This is a genomic window from Microvirga arabica, assembly GCF_016811235.1.
In the GTDB taxonomy this organism is placed as follows: domain Bacteria; phylum Pseudomonadota; class Alphaproteobacteria; order Rhizobiales; family Beijerinckiaceae; genus Microvirga; species Microvirga arabica.
In genome coordinates, this window is record NZ_JAFBID010000023.1 from 55,609 (window position 1) to 76,236 (window position 20,628).

Below are 20,628 nucleotides of genomic sequence, written 5' to 3' on the forward strand. Positions count from 1 at the left end.
AACGGCGCCCTTGTGCTTCCGCGGGGCCTGCTGGACAATGTTCCTGCCGGCCCTTCCACCGTCGCTCCCCCACCTTGAGAATGCCTGATGTCCCAGCCCCAATTTCTGCCCCTGCTGCGCAACCGCAAATTCGCGCCATTGTTCTGGACCCAGTTCCTCGGCGGGTTCAACGATAACCTGTTCAAGCAGGCGATGAACCTGCTCATCGTGTTTCGTCTGGCGGCCTCGGGTGGCGCGGACCCGGCCATGCTGACGGCCCTGGGTGGGGCCACCTTTGTGGCCCCGTTCATCCTGCTGTCCGGTCTCGCGGGGCGTCTGGCCGATCGCTTCGACAAGGCCATGGTCGCCCGCCGCCTCAAGCTGGCCGAACTCGGCCTGATGATCCTGGCGGCCGTGGCTCTGATCTCAGGCAGCATGCTGTTCCTGTTCGGCGTGCTCTTCCTGCTCGGCTGTCAGGCGGCGTTGTTCGGTCCGGTCAAATACAGCCTGCTGCCCGCGCATCTGCGCGACGACGAACTCGTCACCGGCAACGCGCTGGTCGAGGGCGCCACCTTCATGGCGATCCTGATCGGCAGCATTGCCGGCGGCCTTCTGATCGGATCGGCCTACGGCGCTCCCATCGTGGCCGGCAGTGTGATCGCCATCGGGGCCATCGGCTATGTCACCGCCCGGCTGATCCCGCCAGCGCCCCCGGTGGCGAAGGGGCCGCCGTTGTCCTGGAACCTGATCAGGGACACGCGCGATCTCCTCGTCGAGGCCAAGGCTCATCGCGGCCTCTGGCTCTGCATCCTGGGCATCTCGTGGTTCTGGGTGGTCGGCGCTTCGGTGCTGGCTCTGGTGACGCCTCTGGCACGCGACGTCCTTGGCGGTGATGAGGCCGTGGCCAGTGCGTTGCTCGCCGTGTTTTCGGTTGGCATTGCCGTCGGCTCATTGGCTTGCGCACGCTACCTCAACGGCGAGATCACGGCCCGGCCGGTGCCGTTTGCCGGGTTGGCCATGACAGCCGTGCTCCTGGTTCTAGCGCTGGTGGTCGCGGCCCTGCCGCCCGCAGAGGCCACCGGTCTGGCGGCCTCTGCCGTGTTGACCAGCCCGCGGGCGCTGCTCTTGATTGGAACGCTGTTTGCCCTGTCGGTGGTTTCGGGCTTCTACGCGGTTCCGCTCTATGCGATCCTGCAGCACGATGCGCCGGAGGCGGCGAAAGCGCGGATGATCGGCGCCAACAACGTCATCAACTCGCTGATGATGGTCGCCGGAGCCGTTGTCCTCGGCATCCTGACCAGCGTGCTGCAAACACCCCCGGCGCTGGTGCTGTTGATCCTGGCCGGTCTGAACTTGGTCGCCGCCATCATTGCCATCCACCTGCTGTCCCGCATCGTCATGAAATCCGTGGTGCGCACCATGTTGACCGCCCTCTACCGGGTGGAGGTGAGGGGGCTTGAGCATGTTGCGGCGGCCGGCGAGCGGCGGGTGATCGTGGCCAACCACCTGTCGTTCCTGGACGGGCTCGTGGTGGCGGCCTTCCTGCCCGGTGATCCGGTCTTCGCGGTCGATACCCGGATCGCCCAACGCTGGTGGGTGAAGCCGATCCTGTGGCTCGTGGACTTTGCGCCGATTGATCCGACCAATCCCATGGCCATGAAGTTCCTGGTGCGTCAGGTCGAAGCCGGGCGTCCGGTGGTAATCTTCCCCGAGGGCCGGTTGACCGTGACGGGCTCCCTCATGAAGGTGTACGATGGCCCGGGCATGATCGCGGACAAAACCGGCGCCGATCTGATCCCGGTGCGCCTCGATGGCCTGCAGCACACATTCTTCACCCGCCTCAAAGGGCGTGTGGCGCGCCGTGCGCTCCCGAAGGTGCGTATGAGTGTTCTGCCGCCACGACGCTTGGCCTTAAGCCCCGCGTTGAAGGGGCGGGACCGGCGCCGGGCTGCGGGCCGCGAGCTCTACGACGTGCTCTCCGATGCGCTCTTCGCGACAACCGACATCGCGAAGACCCTGATGGGCTCGCTCATCGAGTCCTGCCGCTTGAACGGCCGCGGCTTCCCCATCGTCGAGGACGTCAATTTTGAACCGGTGAGTTATGGCAAGCTGCTCACAGGGGCGTTTGTGCTCGGGCGGCGCCTGACGCGGCTGACCACCGAGCACGAGGTCGTGGGCGTGCTGCTGCCGAACTCGGCGGGCGCGCTGGTGGGCTTCTTCGCCCTTCATGCCTACCACCGGGTGCCGGCGATGCTAAACCCAACCGCTGGCGCGGCGGGGATCGCGGCGGCGTGTCAGACCGCCGGGATCAAGACGATCCTGTGCGCCCGCCAGTTTGTGGCGAAGGCCAAGCTCGAGCCCCTACTGGAGCAGCTCGCCCAAACCATGACCATCATCTATCTCGACGATCTGCGCACGACACTCGGCCCCATCGCGAAGCTGCGTGGCCTGCTGGCCTCGTTCATGGCCGGCGTGGCCTATCGCGAGGGCAGCCCGGACGCCCCGGCGGTGGTGTTGTTCACCTCCGGCTCGGAGGGAGCCCCCAAAGGTGTGGTGCTGTCGCATCGCAACATCCAGGCCAACCGGCACCAGGTGGGCGCACGGATCGCGTTCAACCGCAGCGACGTGTGCTTCAACGCTCTCCCGATGTTCCACTCGTTTGGGCTGACGATCGGGACGCTGCTTCCGGTGCTGGCCGGCGTGCGCACCTTCCTCTATCCGTCGCCGCTGCATTACCGGATTGTGCCGGAACTGGTCTATCAGACCAACGCGACCGTCATGTTCGGCACCGACACCTTCCTGCGGGGCTACGCGCGCATGGCCAATCCCTACGATTTCCATACTGTGCGTCTGATCGGGGCCGGGGCCGAAAAGGTGTCTGACGAGACCCGGAAGGTGTGGAGCGAGCGCTTTGGCGTTCGGATCCTCGAAGGGTATGGCGCAACAGAAACGGCGCCGGTGATCGCGTTCAACACGCCGATGCACGCCAAAGCCGGAACCGTCGGCCGCTTCATGCCGGGCATCAGTCATCGCCTTGAGCCCGTGCCCGGCATTGCCGAGGGTGGGCGGCTGATCGTGAAGGGCCCCAACGTCATGCTCGGCTATTTCAAAACCGAGAAACCAGGCGTGCTCGAAGCCCCGGTTGAGGGGTGGTACGACACCGGGGACATCGTCACGGTGGACGAGGAGGGCTTCGTGTCCATCCGGGGGCGCGCCAAGCGCTTTGCCAAGATCGCCGGAGAAATGGTGTCGCTCGCGGCGGTCGAGGAGGCCGCCGCCCGCTTTGCACCGGAGGCCCGCCATGCCGCCATAGCGCGCCCTGATGCTCGCAAGGGAGAGCAGGTTGTTCTGGTGACGGAAGCCGCCACCTTGACCCGTCAGCGCTGGATTGAATGCGCCGGACCGGCAGGGCTGCCTGAAATCATGATCCCCCGCGAGGTGATCCATGTTTCGGTTTTGCCCACCCTCGCTACAGGCAAGACGGACTATGCCGCCATCACGCGGATGTTTGAGGATAACGAACTTGCCGCATAGCGGAGCGATCGTGAGGATTCAAACATCGGTGCTCGGACGCGGTGGTCACGAAACTGGCATCAACGTGATAGGAAGCAGTCGCGGCGGCACAGCAAACCGCTAGAATCCGTTCGGGCTTGAGGGTGACCCGGGCAGAGCGTTGTCACGCGGTTTTTAGGGCAAGACCAGCCGCACAGATTTTCACACGGCAAGCTCTATCGCACCAAAGGTTGGCCCAATTGGCTCAAATTTCATCAGCCCGAGGCCAGCACAATGTCGGTTTCGGACTCAATAGCTTTGACCGGGCAGGGTGGCGCCTGCGCGTGTAAAGCCCTCATGATCAACCATGCTGATAATCAGAATTCCGCTTGGTTTCTCGGAGGCATAATAATTTGTTGGCTCCGTTGGGACCATCTCGACCTGTCGAGCGCGATCAAGCAGTTTTACGACGTTCCATTAAGCCCAACTGCGTTACTGCCCCACAGAACCTGGTGAGTCATGCGCCCATCCCTTCCTGACCCTTCGTATCTGCAGACCCTGCATGATTATGAGAACTACAAGACCTTGTTTGACCATATCGCCGACGGCGCTGCGATCCGGTACTGGCCCCACTTCCGTGAGTTCGGCATCCCCGTCGAGGATGGCGGATCAAGTGTTATCGCTTTGAAGTACTGCCCCTGGACCGGTTGCCAGCTACCACCATCCCTCCGAGACGAGTGGTTCACCCAGATCGAGGCCCTTGGTCTGGATCCGGATGATGCTGCGGTTCCGGAAGAGTTTCGATCGGACCAGTGGTGGCGCTCTGGCCATCTCGCCAAGATCGCCTGAACACCCAGAGGCCAGGAGCCTCCTTCAATGACCCCAGTGGCTGTGTCTCGAGGTTGTTGGTCTGTCCTCAAGCAGTCGAAGACATTCTTGTCGGATTTCCCGGATCGCCCGTTCGAAGGGCAGTATAAGCCACTAAGTGCGTCTAATGGCCAAGATCTGATGCTTGGTACCCGCTCGTGAGGTCCGCTGCGGCTGGAAAGCGGAGATTGTTATGGAGGTTTGGAAGCTCATGGCTCGGGTGAGGCTCAGGCCCGCAGGACCTTTAGGACCGGCTTAGCCAATCCTCCATCATCGCAGCTAGACTCTGGAACGCTATGGCGTAGATGTCATCAGGCTCCAGTTCCTCATCCTCCCAGTGCGCGTTGCTCGAGATGATCCGGCCTGTGTCCAGGTCATAGTGATAACCGAGCCTCTCGGTGGCGAGCGGGATGAAGCTTTCGGAATAAGGGACGGTGCCGCAATAATCAGGCCCGCGACGGCGGTGATCCTCGCAGCCAGCGCCGATGAGTTGCACAGCATTGAGCCCGGTAAAGCCGGGGCCGAAGCCGCCATCTGAAATCGTATAGAGCCGCTTCAGGTCCTCCGGGACAGATCGCCCGACGATCCGCTCCAGCGCCTTCCAGTCGTTCTCGGTTGGCGGCGGCTGCAACGGTCTTGCTCCGGGCGGTTCGGACGAGGCACGGATATAATGCTCGGTTTCGATGAAGCTCTTCGTCTTCGGGGGCGTCTGGCCCCAGGCCCGCATCTGGGCCTCCATGTCGCGGCGGGCAGCATCGCGGCTGGCGCGCCACTCGTCCATGTAGCGTTCCACGTCTTCGGCGGATATTTCTTCGCCACTGGCTGCAGCAGAGCGGGCGAGGTTCCTCCGCGTCCATTCTTCCTCGCGACGTTCGATCTCTTCGACCGGCAGTTCGATTCTCGCCTCGTCTTCGGCAGCCTTCATGTAGCGACGTTTGGGGTCCCTCGCGCGTTCCGCGATCCTCGCGAGTAGCTCGTCTGTCATCTCGTCCATGGTCCCTGATAAAAAACACGGACCTCAGAGAAAACACAAGGGCGCTGAAGTGGCGAATGTCCGCAATGGCTCGCAAGCAGCCCGTGGGAGCGGGTACCAAGCGTCAGATTTTAACCACTAAAATCCGGTACCGACAGCGAACTGGACTATGCCATACAGTCAATACAAGGGGGCGAGCGGGAGTGGGGCCGTCCCACTGTCCGCTTTCCACCGACTCTTCGTACAAGTGCTGACGGCATTCTGGTTCAAGTGCTTTTCGGCTCTTCAGGAAAGAAGGCCGGAAATTCTCGATGTCGGAAATGAGTTCATAATCATTTCACTTTATACTGACCATCATGAGTGACAGCTGGTACCGCAACACTGAATGGACCCCACAGATCGAGGCGGAGTTCAATGCGAGGTTAGCCCGGAGCCGCGGTCAGAAGGCTCAATACCTGCGGATTCAGGGCTCCATCCTCGCCAGCCGCCATCCCGAGGCCGCTCTGCAACTGCTGCATCACTGCATCGAACTCAAGGATGACTTCACCCTGGCTGCAGCGCATCAGGATGCTGCCCACGCATACTACCGCATGGGGAACATAGAACTGGCTTTACGCTCTTTAGAGGCCGCAATTGAGCGGCAAGAAGTCTATCCAATGGTCAGGACAGAAGCGCCCTATGACTACTGCATGCTGGTCGCACTGCACGGGCGCGAGGAGCGTTATGACAGGGTTCTGGCCCTTGTCGCTCGGATCAGCTCGGGGCCGTTTCCATTAACTGAATTCAAAGCACAAGCGGCGAACGCTATCGTCTTATGGGAGCGCGGCAGACAGGAGGAAGCGAAAGCAGCGGCTCGACTGGCAATCGAAGCGCAGTCGGTCGAGCACGGCTGGATCCCCGGCCATCCTGACGTTGGAGTTGTGCCCGAAGACAACCCGCTCAGCAGCCGCTTAGCCGAGATCGCCGCCTCAGGTTGATCGCGCGACAAGGCCCAGAAACAGCAAGAAAAACCGGAAACTCCAAGAAGGTCGTGTCAGCGGAGCGTGCGGAACCCACATCAGCGCCCGAGCATCCCCCACCTTTCGGGCCGGAACCAACTGCAGACCACGTTGGGCATGCGTCTGTGCAGCCGCTCGAACTCCTCACGGGGTGCTATCATCGCGCAGTGCAGGAATTCCAGGTTGGGACACTCGGCTAACGGCGAAAGATCCTTGTCGTCAAGGCGGGTCGATACCGCGAGAAAGGCTCGGAGGCCCTTGAGACCGGCCAGCGGGGCAAGGGAGGGGATTTTCTGGTCCGTCCACGTGCTGCCCTCAATCCCGATCACCTCGAGATGATGAGCCCCGGACAGCCACGTGATGTCAGCCATGTGCTTGGCGTTGGTCATGAGCAACGTCCTGAGCGAGGGGAGGTCGAGCAGCGGTGCGAAGTCGGTGATGTTCCTCGGGCTGTCGATGCTCAAATGCCGTAGGTTCCGGAGGGCGCGGAGCCCTGCAAGGTTGATGGCCGTGACCGGGTACTCCAGCTCCAGCCGCTCAAGGCCGCCAAGCGTGCAGATTTCGTCGAGGTAGTCCTGATCGACAGCACCAGCGATGAGATGCTTGAGCCTCTTGTTCTTCGCGATGCCCCGGTGCGAGGCTTTGACCCTGCTGAGCCAGGCACGGTCAGCATCAACGGGGACTTCAGCCGCACTTGTGGTGGCAAAGGCTTGCCACTCTTGCCAGTCTCGGGTGTCGTGACCGCGAAACTGGGAGTTCAGAGCCGATACAAGGCTGAGGAAAGTGTCGTACGGGACTGTCATGGCAAGCCTTCAGTTGGCTGTGTTGAGCCAGTCATTCAGCCAGGTCTCCAGGCTGGGATGGAGATCGGCGAACGCCTCCTCGATCGTCAGTTCATCATCGTAGTAATAATCATTGAACGCTACGATCACGCCGCGTTGAAGGTCGTATGAGACAGGGCCGACGTTGTCAGTCAGGGGCAAGAGGTGCGGCGGCCAGTCAGCCTCTCCAGTGTAACCGGGGCCGCGACGGCGAAGGTCGTCATATTCCTGACCAATGCGGTCCAGCGAATAAAGCCCCGGCCCGATGCTAGGGCCAAAACCCCCGTCAGCGATGGCATAGAGCTGTCGCAAGTCAGGCGGGATCGGCCGACCGACCTTTTCTTCAAGCCGCCGAAAGCCGGCGTCTGTCGCAGGTGGTGCGAGAGGGCGGTTGGTGGGGTCCTCACTCGACGCCCCAAGCGACCCGCTGTTATGCCGTGTGACATGCATAGGGGGCATTGTCTGGTCCCACCGTTCCATCTGTTCGGCCACGAGGCGAAAGGCGCTCGACGAGCCGGGGCTCTGCTGCTCAAAGAGTTGAGCCAGTTGATCAGGATCATGCACGACGCCAACACACGTACCTGGTGGCGTGGCGCCCCGCCGACGCGGGTCCTGGATGCGCAGCGTGATCGCGGCGATGAGTTCGGGGGAGAGACTTGGGCACATTTCCCTATATTGCTTGTCCAATCGGCGGAACGCAAGGTACAGCGTCCGTGGCCGAGAGCCAGGCTCCTGACCGGAGGAATGCATGCGCCAGTTCGCTCATCAAACGCTCGATGTACGCGCCCATTACATCGAGGGGGTGACGGCTCGGCGCTGCACGATTGAGGGATCCATGCGGCTGCCTAAGCAGGTTGGTGCGTGGAACCGGCTCCGAAACTGCCGGGCCGAGCGCTGCGGCCATAACAACCTCAGCCTGAGCGGCACAGCAATCGAGAACTGCGAACTCGCCGGGCTGGCGCGCAAAGGCCCGATGCCGCTATTTTTGTGGGCCTGTGTGTTCAAGCACGTACGCCTGCGCGGGACCCTGACAGGGATCAAGCTCAACCCCGAGTGCAGCATTCTCAACTCCGATCCTGCGATCCAGGCGCAGTGGGCTGACGCGATGCGGAACTACTACCAGGATGGTGAATGGGCGCTCGATATCAGTGAGGCGGAGTTTACCTCTGCGCCCACCCTCGAGGCTGTTCCTGGCCATCTCGTCCGTCGGGACCCCACGCGCCAAGTACTGGTTCGCCGCGAGGTGCTGGCGGGACGGGACTTGCGCGCCCTTCCACACTGGGTGGCGCTCGAGTGGTTCGTCGAGCGCTCGCCGTTTGACAGTGTGGTGCTGGTGGGGTCCTGCGTGAAGGCCCGTCAGCAAAAGGACCTCGATGGTCTGCGCCAACTGCGCGATCTCGGCATCGCCGACTCTGACTAAGGATGTCCTGCGATACTGCCACTATAATTCCGATAAGCCTTAGCATGGAACGCGATTTTGCGCATGGGTGAAGTCTTTCGGCCGGCTTATGGAATGGCGCGACAATTATGCAGTCAAACCGGCTTCTGGGGGTCAATATCTGACGCTTGGTACCCGCCTGTGAGGTCCGCTGCGGGTACAGCCTCGGTGGAAAGCGGACATTGGAACTTGCGCGATATTCGGGTAGTCATGGAGACATTTGGGTAGTCATGGACGAGCATGGATCCAACTAGACGCAATCTGCTGTTTGGCGGCACTCTGCTGGGTGTCATCGGCATCGGCGGGCTGCTGCCTTCGGCCTGCGCCATACTCCAGATCAGGGGAAAGACCGGAATGTCGACCATCAGCCCTCCGGAGCGGCCGACTGGAGAAGCCAAGCCGATGCTGGAGGAGGACATCGCGCCGGTGCTTGCCCGCCTCGACGCCTGGTATGCTGCCCACCTGTCCCCAGAGAAATACGTGTTCAACCCGCCGGCGACAACCGAGCAACTGGATGCGTTTGAGCGTCGAGTTGGCCTTCCTATGCCGCGTGCGTACCGTCAGCTGTACCAGTGGCATGATGGCGAGAACGACGACCGCTGGGGTCATATCTACGGACTTCCGTTACTTCCGCTCGATCAGGCTGCAGCTGCATGGGAACAATGGCGAAGAACATTGGCCGAGTTTGGCGGTAATCCTTATGCAATCCCCGGGGGAGCGTGGCCCAAGGGTTCAGTTGACCCGGCCTATGTTAACCGGCGGTGGATTCCCCTGACCTCTGATGGTTCAGGCAATCATATCGGGCTCGACTTTGACCCTTGGCCCGGTGGTCGTCATGGCCAGGTGATCCTCTTCGGGCGGGACGAGGATGTGAAGGTGGTGCTCGCCGACTCTCTCGGTGAGTTCCTCGGCTGGGTCGCAGACCTGTTAGAGCGCGGCAATTTCAGATTGAAGGTGGCTGCCGACGAGACCGTGCTGCGGGAGTTTAGACTAAAGCTACCGCAGGTAGACCACTTCCACGAAGGAGCTCGGATCCTCTTGGGCGCGCCCGGCCAATTCCTTTGATCAGGCTAGTCTGAGCTTGCGAGACGGAAGATTTCCTAGGGAGCAACCCGTCAGCGTTTTCACACGGGCTCCATCCACAGCGGACCTCGCGAGCAGGTACCAAGCGTCAGATTCTGACCATCAGAGCGGCTGCGTAGTTTCACATAATCCTCAATCTGGAACACGACTGGAAGTGCTCGTGAAGCTTTCCCTGCTTATGGAACGGCGCCACGCCTACTCAGTACAGATTAACTCAAGACAGTTCCAAGAGCCGACGCAACCCCCCGGCAGACCGAGGCTTAGTTGAGCGCCTTACTTCTTGCATGCTGGATCGCTCTTGTTTTTGGGATCTGAGCAGTCGAGTGTGGAGGCGGGGATCGGTGTGCTCGGCGTCGGCGTGGTGGAGCCGCCAGTCCCTGTCCCACCAGTATCGCTGCCCGTACCACCAGTGCTGCCTGTACCAGTGCTTGTGCCGCCGGTACCAGGCCCAGTTCCATTGCTGCCCGTACCGGTTCCAGTGCCTGAGCCGCTTCCGCCGGTGTTCGTGCCGCCGCTACTCGATCCGCCCGCGCTTGACCCGCCCCCTCCGCCGCCTGCTCCAAAGCCACCACTGCCGCCTCCAGTATCGCCCGTCTGACGGGTCGAGGTAACGGTGAGCGCACCCGCAGATTGCTGGAAGTTTTCTTCGGTTCGATCCCCAAGGAGCGTGACAGCACCAATCGACGTTACCGCGATCAGCGCGACCAACAGCCCATATTCAATGGTTGTCGCTCCGGCCTCATGGCGCATGAACTCTGGCAACCGAAGCCACTTTGCACACATACCCGTCATCTGATGGCCCCCCGGCCAAGCTTACTGCGCTATCTATGACGGAGTTCCTATTCAGGTACAATGATCATAAGAGGTAGAGGTGAAGGAGGCCGGTGATCCATTGCCCGTCCGCCGAACCTGAGTGGCTCAGATCTGGATGGTAGGGTGATCTCGTTGTAGTTGTGGAGACTCTTGGTTTCATCAAGTGGCTCACACGGTGTGTGAAATTGGATGTATGCATGCGTCTTGCTCTCGTCATTCTTGTCATCCTCTTGGGATCCCCTGCTGCACATTCGAGCGAAGAACAGGCACAGTTCTCCCGTCAAGCCGGCCAGCAAGACCGCAAGGGGCGCTACAGGGTGGGCGAGGAGTGCATCCGTGAGTATCAGAGGTTAGGGCGCTCGATTCGTCCCGGTTCCTGTAGGGTTCGGGAGCCCTGGTGGCGGCGTTAGGGAGCCCCAAGACATCAATGAACGGGGCCGGCAGCACATCCGCGGTCAGTGGTGTTCAGTCTCTGCCGGAACCCGTCAACAAGTGCTACCTCAAGGTTTTGAACGTCTCGAACTCCGCCAGCATGAGTTCCTGGAAGGAGCGATACCGCCTCGCCCCAGGCAACCAGTTGGCAAAGAACCACGCCTCCCACTCGCCGTCGGCGGTGACAACCTTTGGGTTGAGCAGGTAGATCGCCGCATCCCCCACATCACTGATTTCAAGCGCTGTCTCAAGGTACTCCACCCGCAGATTGTACTCCGCTTGATCGGGGCCATAGTTGAAGTACTCCGCGTCGGACACCGGAGGATGGCCATACATCTGCTCCCCCGCCTTCCACGCAAGCGCCCAGTCTGGGTGGCGCTCCTTGAGCCACGCCACCTCGCTGGTCGACCACAGGCGTTCGATGAAAGGGGAGGTGATGCGCCAGCCGTTGCTGACCTTCAGAAACGCTCGGTAACTTGGTGGGAGCTTGGTCTTGAGGCGGGCTTCAGCCTCCTGGATCTCCTCCTCGCGTGCGCCCGGAAACCCCAGCCACCCTGACGAAATCACCTCGGGAGGCAGGCTGTCAGCATGCTCGGAGCTGAGAACTTCTTGGCTCCACTGCCGCAGCAGAGCCTCCCAAGCGGTACGGTCCATGGGATTGATCACGGGGGCTCCAGTCACAGAGGGTGGGCGTGCCATGGCAGGATGCATGGAGCCTCGATTGGGGAGAAGCCCACTCACAGGAAAAGCTGATGCACCTGCAGTTCCGAAAGAGCCTACTGCTGCAAGGACCGCAAGAAAGGTCCGGCGTGTTGGCAATGAACGCTCCCAAGACTATCAAACCAGCTGTGGTCGGAAGAGAATACCGCAAAATGGTCTAAACCGGCGAACACGACAAGCGAACCCGACACCCTTACATCATGTTTCGAAAGCAAGAAGAACGGGCGCGCTGGTACCGCCGTGGACAATCTAATGCTGTGCGCCGCGAGGAAAGCCGAGCCGGCTCGGGGTTGCGAGCAACTCGGACAAACTCTGGCCGTCGTCTTCTTATTCTGAACAACCCACGTTACATTGACAGGCAGAAGTTCGTTCTTGTCTGCCATCACATCCCTGTCGTTTGAAGAGTGGATCACCTTCGTTTTCGACCACCCTGCCACAGGGCCGGAGTGGTACTGGGCTGAGGATGCCCCTTATTGGAACGCACCGGCGCAAGTAACAGCCGAATACACGGCTCTTCGAGGCGCCGCTGCCCAGCCTGGAAGAATTTACGGACGCCGAACTGAACATGGGGCTGAACTATCTGATCAGCCCCGGCCTCGGGGAGCACATGCTCTGCCTCGACGATCCGTCGGTGCCCCTTACAACGCAGGTGCGCTGCGTCCGGTCCTGCGAGGCAATGTTCCGCCAGCTGCTGCTGCCCCGCTGCTCGTCCCATCTGTCACATCGTGATGAACCGGGAGCCTCGCCGCTCAATCTGGTGTGCTACATGTGGTGGGACATCATGCCCGTCTATGGTGGGCCTCACCCCGAGGATCGTCACGCACTGCATCAGGCGGCTCTGGAGACCATGGGAGCGATCCTTCAGATGAACTCAGTCGCCTGTCAGGAGAGCGCATTGCATGGGCTCGGTCACTGGCGCTCAGCCTTTCCGGAGCAGGTCGAGGATCTGGTTGACGCCTTCATCAGATCCCACGCGAACACTCGTCCGGAATTGCTGGCATACGCCAGGAGCGCAAGCTGCGGCTGTGTCCTTTAGAGGGCAGCAGGACACGATCCATGCCGCCCTTATCGCCTGACAGGGCGTCCCGCGGTGGTATGCATGGCGCGGATCAGGCTGCTCTTGAAAATCTAACGTTGGAGGCAACCCACGGATCACTGCGGCCGATCCACCATCCGACATCCTCATCGGGCAATCACGCCTCTCGATTCCAGAGAGACCTTCGAGCCGGGGGTCTCGCCGAGAAGAGTGAACCCACCGAACCACCGCACCGAGAGACCTTCTGAGACGGCACGCCACCAGCACCGCACAAACAGAAGCGGCCTCAGTCTGAGCTGAGGCCGCTTCAAACAACTCACGCGTGTCAGATCACGATAAAGTCGGCGGCCGTGAGCACGGCCTTGTTCTCGATCACTGCAAACAGCACCGCAGCCGCTGCGCCGGAGCCGTCGGCGTCATAGGACAGAGCGCCCGTGTTCGCGTTGTAGACAATGTAGTCGTTGGAATCCAAAGCCTTCTCACCCACGACGAACGAGCTCGCCGATAGGGTTCCCGTGCTTCCCAGCTTGGTGAAGATGCTGTTCTCCAGCCGGATGGAATCGTCGGGCACGTTGAAGTCTGTGATGTAATCAACGTCCTTGCCAATGGCGGTGTCGAACACGAAGGCATCCTGCTCGGTTCCGCCCGTTAGAACATCGCTGCCCAATTTGCCCCAGAGAACATCACGGCCGGCATTGCCTTTGAGCCAATCATTGCCTGATGTCCCGGTCACATAGTTGTTGCTGTTCGACCCCTCAATGGTCTTGGTGGTCACAGGACGTACGGTGTCAGTCGTCACTGAGCCCGTCGACGTCGTGTTGTCTGCCGGTTGCGTGGAGCTTGTATCGGTCAGATTCGTCTCAACTGCTGCGGTTTCCTCAACGGCTACCTTTGTCAGGGTGATGTCGTCTAGACGGGCCATATCGTTGTCCTTGCGGATGCCGTACAGCTCGATCGTATCGCCCTTGTTGAGGGTCAGTTGGATTTCCTGCGAGGTCAGTGTCTTGGCATCGGCCACGGCAGAGCCGAGGCTCTTGTCAGCCACCCAGGCCTTCACCACCACACCATTGACGAGGATGCCGAACTGAGCGGCGCCGTCATTCTCGTCGTAATAGTCGACCTTGAGTTTGTACGTACCGCCGTCGCCGTCAAAAGTCGCCTTGGCTGTGGCCTTAACATCCTTCGTCCGGCTCTCAATGCCTTGGCCACCTGTGGCTGTGCTAGCACTGAAGATCGTGAATTTATCGAGGGTCATGGCCTCCGCTTGCGTGGTGCCAGCCCCGATTTTACCAGCCACAGGCGCGGGTATCGGAGCGGTCGGCGTGATAGCTGGCTCGGACGGAGCAGACGGCTGCTCAACAGGCGCCAGAGGCGTATCATTAGGCGTGAGAGGTGAATCAGTGTGATTAAAGCGAAGATCGTAGAACGAGGTCTGACCGTACCCGGAGCCATTCGTTTCGTTTGCCCCGAGATAAGCACCTGCCTTGAAGTAGAAGGTATCCGATTGCCAGACATTGTTGATCTTGGTGACTGACTTGTAGATCTGCCCATCCGCGTAGATCGTGACTTCCAGATCGGAGCCCTTGGCGTCAATGGTGTACGAGAACTTCTCATCCAACGAGACACTCGGCTGCTGGCCAGAGGAATCCACAAAGTAGAATTTCGTCTCAGAGTTGCCCGATCCGGCTTGATCGTTGGCAAAGTACATCTTGCCGTTTTCCCAGTAGAGACGAACAAGTTCCTTATCCTGACCGTGGATCTGGCCCACGACGATCTTACCGCCGACACCTTCGCGATTGGGAGCCGCGTCAACCTCAAGGGTTGCGGTCATGATGCCGCCTTGTGTCAGGTTCCAAGCGGCTTTCTCTGTGCCCTTCATCTCACGGAGTTCGGAGCGGGCATAGCTTGATCCACTGGTGGTCGCGCCGTCGGCGGAGGCCATGAAGGTCATGGCTCCATCAGAGCCAGTATAGAAGTATCTGCTATGCTGATAGTCGATCAGGTTCTTAACTTCGACGGCCGTGCCAGACGTGCCGCCAGAGGAGTCGACCGGAAGGGTCAACTTCCAGTTGGACAGGTCGAAGTTGCCGCTTGGCGCGACATTCGTAGCTAAAACCATGATTTGCCCCTACTATTGGAGGGCCTCTTAAGAGGCCTCTGAGTATAGTTCTGTATTTATTCAACAAGGTTGTAGTCAGAAAAGAAGTAATTTACGCAACATATAGAACGAAATGCCTGAAGGGCACTATAACATGCACCGCAGCATTGCAGAAGGCGAGATTGAACCTCGCGGATCTATGCATAAGCTTTTCCGCGCTAAATAAGGTAAAATCGTGGCAGACGAATTTTAGATGATTTTCTGCAAGCGAGGATGGGCCATGGGAGCGGATGATGGCTGTCCTACCGGCGTTACCTCGCTTAATCGAAGAGCATTGTGCTAACTTGCCGGTCAGCCTTTTGACCTGAATGGGACAAAACGGACTGCGATGGGTGAGCGTCCAATTCCTTCCCCATGTGCGTGCTTGGTATATGGTACATTCAACCATAGGCTTAAAAGATGGTTCATGTCACTCTGAAGTAGTTCCGCTCCTCCCGATCATGCATTTTGGCAGAACAAACCCAACGGTGAGCCGACTCCAGACCTTCACTTACCCAGGAGCGCCTCCCAAGCGTCACATCCCCTGGCCCCTTGTGCCCGGTTCTCAGGCGGCAGAGCCACAGTCAGAGGCTTCAAAACCTGCAGCTGATCCCGGTGGAACGGCCAACCCACCAGAGCCGGACGTTGCTGATCTGCCGCTGCAACTCAGGAATCAGACGGGTTCAAATCATCATCGACGGGCTCAGGAGCCTGTGCTTTCGCACGACTGAGGCCCTGGTTGCGCATTGGCAGCTGCGGCTCTGATCCGATCTCTTCACCAGCTGGTGAAGAACGGCAGGCCTAGATCAGCAGCCAGTCAGAGCGACCCGTGCAGCCCCAGACAGCTCCGTCCGCTGAAGGCCACATCCGTGATTTTACGGGGGCTCCTAACCGGGCCGAAGCCCTTAATACTTCCGCACGAGAACAGGCCGGGCGGACACGACTTCCGGCGGACAGTACGCCGGCAGCCCGCCCCAGGGCAGATCCGCCTCATAGGTTCGGCGCAGGCCACCCCAAGGCAAACGGGAGCCCCGGCATGTGATGCAAGGCGTGCGCGTCACCCGGACCACACGGCGCGGGGGCGCATAAACCTCATCCCTGTACAGAACATCTGGTTCGTCATACCCGTAATCGAGATCCGCCGCTGAGGCTCCCGAGACGACGACAATCGCCAGCGTCAAGCCAAGAATAATCCGCATGAGCACCTCCTGCTCTGAGAACCCCATAAGGCCAAGCTTGGTTCCCTGGACCCATGGAGGCAGGGAAGATCCGGCTCGCGTAGGAGGTGAGACCCCGGTCTCTGTAACAAGGCTGTCAGAACATCCACGATCGATCCCGCCTGACAGGCTTAAGGGACAGATCCGTCCCGTGGCGGTGATCGCCAGGGCTGCGACAGCCGGTTGCGCCATCCCACCAAGTTTGAACTGGACAAACCGGAAGGTGTTACCCCAAAGTAGGTAGCATCGGCGGCCAAGGAGAGCCTCCAGAATGATTGTGTTGTTGATCGCGGCCTTGGTGGGCGGGATTGTCACGTTTGCTGGTCTGTTGACCTATGGTGCTCTCATTGCCCTGATCAGTATGCCGTTCGGCGGCAGTCTCGCCGCCCTTCTGGCTGGCTTGCTCCTGGCCGTGCTGAGATCCCGGGCCGAGCGTAGGGCTGAGGCTGAATCGGACGCCCAGCGAAATGCGGCAGCGTGATCCAGCTTTGGCACGGGTCCAATCAACCTCATGCCGCAATGTGCCAGCACTAATCCGCTGCACACCATCAGCAGGCGTCCTGAGCCCGACAGCATGGTCGCTTGGTAGCAGTGGGCGTTGCCGAGTAACCAGTCCCACCAATCCGATGAGTCCTCGATCACGCCGAACGCGCACACAATCTGTGCAGACCGCCATAAGCAAAAAGTGCTATCATCAAAGGCAGAGGGCTGACGGGCTTCAACAACAAGAGAGGTGCCCGATGCGGGTCCTAATCGTCTGTGCTGCTTGTTTCCTAGTACATCGTTTTTGAATTCATGATGCAGTTCATGAGGCTGCACACGCGTGAGGGGTATCCAAGCCGTAGGACCATTTTGGAACAACTGGGGTGTCGTTGCAGGCGTGGATGAAAGCGGTGATCCGCTCGCACAGCTCCTGCCGGCTGACGACGCGGATATGGCGCAACACCGAGCGAGCCACCTTGGAGAAAAACGTCTCGACATCGTTGAGCCACGAGGCATGCTTGGGGGTGATCACCAGCTCGAACCGTCCGGGACGGCTGCCCAGAAAGCGGCAGGTCTCCCGCGAGCGATGGGCGGAATGGTTGTCTAGGAGCAGACGGATCCGCCACTCGGCCGGATAGCTCGCATCGAGGCGGCGCAGAAAGGCCACGAACTCGCAGCCAACTGCAGCACGACGCCGGCGCGTTCGGCATGGTGACGGGGAGCGGTGCGCGCCTGGGCGAGCGTGCTGAGGTGCGAGTGATCTGCCGCTGTGAGAGGCAGACCTGACACAGTCGCATGGGACATCGCGCCTCCTTGTTCCAGCCCATGGGGCGCGACCGCGCGTCACACCGGATGCAGATGGCCGTCGGTCTCGATCAGCCGCAAGGCTTCGGTGAGGGACACCGAGCGGTGAAGACACCACCACTCGCCCGTGTGGCGATACCAGGACACATCAAAACAGTCGCGGCCAACATACTCCAGACGCGCAAACGGCGCATCGAACTCGGGCTCGAGCGCGTCCGGATCATCGCAGCGGAAGCGCTGCAGGAAGCGGTATTTATTGCCATGCCATTTTCCCAGGATGGCGACCGGGTAGTTGAACGCGGTGCTGGGCCGGATCTCGGGCAGGAAGCGCGGGCGCAGCACCTCGGCCAGAAAGCGCTCGCAGGCCGCCGTAATCGCGGCCTTCTCCGGTTCAGGCGGCTTCTGCCCCACTTGGGAGCGAACCCGGACCCACTGCCTTCCAGCCATGATGGCCCCACCATCGTGATCCTGGCTTAAAGTTACCGCAGGGGCGCCAAAGCGCAATACAACCCCTCACAAGGCTGATCGGCAGTTCAGAATCGACTTACTATTGGATGGAATCTAACGCTTGGTGCCCTCGCCGGACGGCGGCGATGATGTCATCAGGGCCGGCCGTCCAGGTGAAGGGCTTCGGGCGAGCGTTGGTTTCAGCCACGTAGCGGTTGATGGCCTCCTGAAGATCGACCCACCGACCGGAAGACGCCGCGCTTGAGCCGCTGGCGGGTCAGTTTGGCGAAGAAGCCTGTTGAATTCGTTCTATACCTCGAAAGGAATAGGAGGATTCCAGCCTCGACGCACGGCGAGAGCGCCTATTGATAAGTATGATCGCGACCTGTCTCTTTAGGTATATCTCGGAATTTCATGACCGGCGCTGAAAGTCCCTGTTTAAAATGGCACATGAGTGAATTCTCTCCGCCCCGATTGCAATCTACATTCAACAAGCAAGAGCCCGCTGAGCTGTCTGACCCCGGCTTGGATCATGCACGAGAATTCGTAGCTAGGATCTTGGAGTTTGTTGCGTCTAACGCGACATGGCTCGCACGTTTTCAATTGGAATTCGACTTTCAGCTGGAAAATGCCGCTGAACTGTCACGGTCTCCATTGTTCATGCTTGCTGTGCTCCATACTGTCAGCAAAGATGAGGAATTGCTAAGTGCTCTTTGGACACATGAGGATATTGGTCCGACGTTGATTGAGCTAACGCAGGCCAGGATAGTCTTTCAGATTGCCGCAGATCTGCTCCGACAGGATCAACAGAGTTCCGAAACTGTAAATGTAAGCCAGCATACATTGGTGCAAACGCGCGTGCTTTCGCAGATGTTAAGGAGACAGTAGGAGTCGACGCCGCCTATTCGTAGAGCTGGACTTGCTTCAGAAAAGATACTGCTGGCGAGTTCATTATTCGGTGGAGCCTTTGAGGCGCGGTCAGCGTTCCGGCTGCAGGGGCTTGGGTTTAGACCTGGAGGGTTCCATGTCGCTCCGCCCGACCTTGAGTGGTGATGTTCCCGCTTCGACCGCAGCCGTGGCCCGCGCGGCCTTTCCCCGTGGCAATCCCTATCGGCTCTTGCGCGAGCGCCTCGGGACGATCTTCACCGACGCCCAATTCTCACCTCTCTTCGCCCATCGCGGACAACCGGCAGAATGCCCATGGCGGCTGGCGCTGGTGACCCTGCTCCAGTTCGCCGAGAACCTGTCCGACCGGCGGGCGGCTGATGCTGTTCGCAGCCGCATCGACTGGAAGTATCTGCTCGGCCTGGAGCTGACCGACCCTGGCTTCGACGCTTCGGTTCTGAGCGAGTTCCGCGGCCGTCTCGTGGCAGGAGGCGCAGAGGAGCACTGTGCCGTGACCTGAAGCTCCTGAACGCCCGGGGTCGGCAGCGCACCGCCTCCACCCATGTGCTCGGAGCCGTCCGCTTCCTGAACCGCCTCGAATGCGTGACCGAGACGCTGCGGGCTGCCCTGAATGCCTTGGCGACAGCGGCCCCCGAGTGGCTGCGCAGGCAAGCCGATCCTGCCTGGCTGGAGCGATATGACCGGCAGGCTGGCGATCATGACGTGCCGCAAGGCGAGGCGAAGCGGCGCGCTCATGCCGAGCAGATCGGTCGCGATGGTTATCAGGTGCTTGCGGCCATCATGGCTCCTGGTGTGCCGATATGGCTGCGGCAGATCCCGGCCTTTGAGTTGCTGCGGCAGGCCTGGCTCCAGAATTTCTCCATCATTGGCGATGTCCCGGCCGCCGGATCTAAGGCCACTCCCCTCGTGCGAGGGCGGACTGAACAGGAGGGATTTCCACCCTCGCTGTTGATGCTCGCCTCGCCCTACGATCCGGAGGTGCACTACGCCAGGAAGCAGTCAACGATCTGGATCGGCGACAAGGTGCATCTGACCGAGACGTGCGATGAGGGCGGACCGCACCTGATCACGCATGTGGAGACCACACCGGCACCTGTCGTTGATCGCGACGCGCTCGAAGACATCCGTGAGGCGCTCGAAGCCAAGGGCCTGCTGCCCGATGCTCATCTGGCCGATGCCGGTTATGTTGCGGCCGACCAGCTTGTCGCCAGACGGAAGAAAGGCGTCACGCTCCTTAGCCCGGCTCCCAAGGACTACCAGTGGCAGGCCCGTTCAGGCGAGGGCTTCACGGTGCAGGACTTCCTCCTCGATTGGAACCGGGAAGTCGCGACCTGCCCGGCCGGGCATCAGAGCAAGAGCCCCGACGACCATCAGGGGCGAACCGCGTTCAAAGTTCGCTTCTCGACCAGCGATTGTCGACCCTGTCCCTTGAAGACCCAGTGTACCCGAAGCGGGCGGCGCCTGCTCACGCTCCGCCCACGCGAGGAACACGAGACGCTGGAGGCGGCTCGCCAGCGCGAGGAGCAGCTTGCCTTCTCAAAAGAGTATCGACAGCGCGCCGGCATCGAGGGAACGATTTCGGCAGGCGTCCGGGTCCTGCATCTGCGGCGCTCGCGCTCTATCGGGCTGGCCAAAACGCATCTGCAACACGTGCCGACGGCGGCAGCCATGAACCTCATCCGGCTTGGTGCCTCGTTTGCGGGCACGCCGCTCGCACGAACCCGGCAATCCGCCTTTACCAGGCTCATGATGGCTCCCGTCCCGGCATGATGAATTCGCCAGCAGTATTAAAAAGCGGAGCAAAACCATTGTGCGCAAGTCCGCCCAACCGAGGTCACCGTGCCACGGGCCCGCCTGGAGACCGAGGATGGCACCGCCACCGAGTAGAGGAGCGCGACCCTGCGCGCCTATCAGCGCCGCACCAAGGCCGCCGATGCCCTGATTGCCTCGGCGTCTCTGGCCGGCACCAACACCCGGCGGGT

The 20,628-nt window shown here is 60.6% G+C and carries 15 protein-coding genes and 4 pseudogenes; 9 read left to right on the forward strand and 10 right to left on the reverse strand.

The annotated features are described in order from the left end of the window. Positions 1–87: 87 nt before the first annotated feature. Positions 88–3,513, forward strand: a complete 3,426-nt coding sequence (locus JQC81_RS13875) for an acyl-[ACP]--phospholipid O-acyltransferase (protein WP_203272401.1) — start codon at positions 88–90, stop codon at positions 3,511–3,513. 477 nt (positions 3,514–3,990) lie between these two features. Next, positions 3,991–4,320 (forward strand): DUF6980 family protein, encoded by a 330-nt coding sequence (locus JQC81_RS13880; RefSeq protein WP_203272402.1) that lies wholly within the window; start codon positions 3,991–3,993, stop codon positions 4,318–4,320. A gap of 262 nt (positions 4,321–4,582) precedes the next feature. Here JQC81_RS13880 and JQC81_RS13885 read toward each other — a convergent pair whose 3' ends face one another. Further along, positions 4,583–5,332, reverse strand: coding sequence for an SMI1/KNR4 family protein (locus tag JQC81_RS13885; protein ID WP_203272403.1), 750 nt, complete (start codon positions 5,330–5,332; stop codon positions 4,583–4,585). Between the two features lie 335 nt (positions 5,333–5,667). Here JQC81_RS13885 and JQC81_RS13890 point away from each other — a divergent pair, with 335 nt between their 5' ends. Then, entirely contained in the window at positions 5,668–6,288 is a 621-nt protein-coding gene (locus JQC81_RS13890) for a tetratricopeptide repeat protein (RefSeq protein WP_203272404.1), read from the forward strand. 80 nt (positions 6,289–6,368) lie between these two features. Here the strand turns inward: JQC81_RS13890 and JQC81_RS13895 are convergent, their stop codons facing one another. Further along, positions 6,369–7,112, reverse strand: coding sequence for a leucine-rich repeat domain-containing protein (locus tag JQC81_RS13895; protein WP_203272405.1), 744 nt, complete (start codon positions 7,110–7,112; stop codon positions 6,369–6,371). Between the two features lie 9 nt (positions 7,113–7,121). Next, positions 7,122–7,817: an SMI1/KNR4 family protein gene (locus tag JQC81_RS13900; protein WP_203272406.1), complete on the reverse strand. Its 696-nt coding sequence runs from the start codon at positions 7,815–7,817 to the stop codon at positions 7,122–7,124. Positions 7,818–7,878: 61 nt separating this feature from the next. On the opposite strand from JQC81_RS13900, the gene JQC81_RS13905 reads away from it, so the two are divergent. Further along, positions 7,879–8,550, forward strand: a complete 672-nt coding sequence (locus JQC81_RS13905; RefSeq protein ID WP_203272407.1) for a hypothetical protein — start codon at positions 7,879–7,881, stop codon at positions 8,548–8,550. A gap of 258 nt (positions 8,551–8,808) precedes the next feature. Beyond that, entirely contained in the window at positions 8,809–9,633 is an 825-nt protein-coding gene (locus JQC81_RS13910; protein WP_203272408.1) for an SMI1/KNR4 family protein, read from the forward strand. Between the two features lie 291 nt (positions 9,634–9,924). Here the strand turns inward: JQC81_RS13910 and JQC81_RS33855 are convergent, their stop codons facing one another. Both JQC81_RS33855 and JQC81_RS13920 read right to left on the reverse strand, forming a co-directional pair. Next, positions 9,925–10,443, reverse strand: a complete 519-nt coding sequence (locus JQC81_RS33855; protein ID WP_312887513.1) for a Flp family type IVb pilin — start codon at positions 10,441–10,443, stop codon at positions 9,925–9,927. A gap of 516 nt (positions 10,444–10,959) precedes the next feature. Further along, positions 10,960–11,550 carry an SMI1/KNR4 family protein gene (locus JQC81_RS13920; protein WP_203272409.1) on the reverse strand — a complete coding sequence of 197 codons (591 nt, stop codon included), beginning with the start codon at positions 11,548–11,550 and terminating at the stop codon, positions 10,960–10,962. A gap of 631 nt (positions 11,551–12,181) precedes the next feature. On the opposite strand from JQC81_RS13920, the gene JQC81_RS13925 reads away from it, so the two are divergent. Beyond that, a complete protein-coding gene (locus tag JQC81_RS13925; RefSeq protein WP_203272410.1) occupies positions 12,182–12,652 on the forward strand; it encodes a hypothetical protein in 471 nt (156 codons plus the stop codon). A gap of 325 nt (positions 12,653–12,977) precedes the next feature. On the opposite strand, the gene JQC81_RS13930 is transcribed toward JQC81_RS13925, so the two are convergent. Both JQC81_RS13930 and JQC81_RS13935 read right to left on the reverse strand, forming a co-directional pair. Next, entirely contained in the window at positions 12,978–14,771 is a 1,794-nt protein-coding gene (locus tag JQC81_RS13930) for a polysaccharide lyase family 7 protein (RefSeq protein ID WP_203272411.1), read from the reverse strand. Between the two features lie 923 nt (positions 14,772–15,694). After that, positions 15,695–15,988 (reverse strand): hypothetical protein, encoded by a 294-nt coding sequence (locus JQC81_RS13935; RefSeq protein WP_203272412.1) that lies wholly within the window; start codon positions 15,986–15,988, stop codon positions 15,695–15,697. 289 nt (positions 15,989–16,277) lie between these two features. On the opposite strand from JQC81_RS13935, the gene JQC81_RS13940 reads away from it, so the two are divergent. Next, entirely contained in the window at positions 16,278–16,487 is a 210-nt protein-coding gene (locus JQC81_RS13940; RefSeq protein ID WP_203272413.1) for a hypothetical protein, read from the forward strand. A 324-nt stretch (positions 16,488–16,811) separates the two neighbouring features. On the opposite strand, the pseudogene JQC81_RS13945 reads toward JQC81_RS13940, so the two are convergent. From JQC81_RS13945 to JQC81_RS13955, 3 genes and pseudogenes are all read right to left on the reverse strand, one after another. Then, a pseudogene (locus JQC81_RS13945) lies at positions 16,812–17,162 on the reverse strand (transposase); the annotation flags it as partial. 170 nt (positions 17,163–17,332) lie between these two features. Then, positions 17,333–17,740, reverse strand: coding sequence for a DUF3024 domain-containing protein (locus JQC81_RS13950; protein WP_203272414.1), 408 nt, complete (start codon positions 17,738–17,740; stop codon positions 17,333–17,335). A gap of 100 nt (positions 17,741–17,840) precedes the next feature. After that, positions 17,841–18,036 (reverse strand): annotated as a pseudogene (locus JQC81_RS13955) (IS630 family transposase); the annotation flags it as partial. 728 nt (positions 18,037–18,764) lie between these two features. On the opposite strand from JQC81_RS13955, the pseudogene JQC81_RS13960 reads away from it, so the two are divergent. Further along, a pseudogene (locus tag JQC81_RS13960) lies at positions 18,765–20,416 on the forward strand (IS1182 family transposase). 54 nt (positions 20,417–20,470) lie between these two features. Further along, positions 20,471–20,628, forward strand: a pseudogene (locus tag JQC81_RS13965) (IS256 family transposase); the annotation flags it as partial.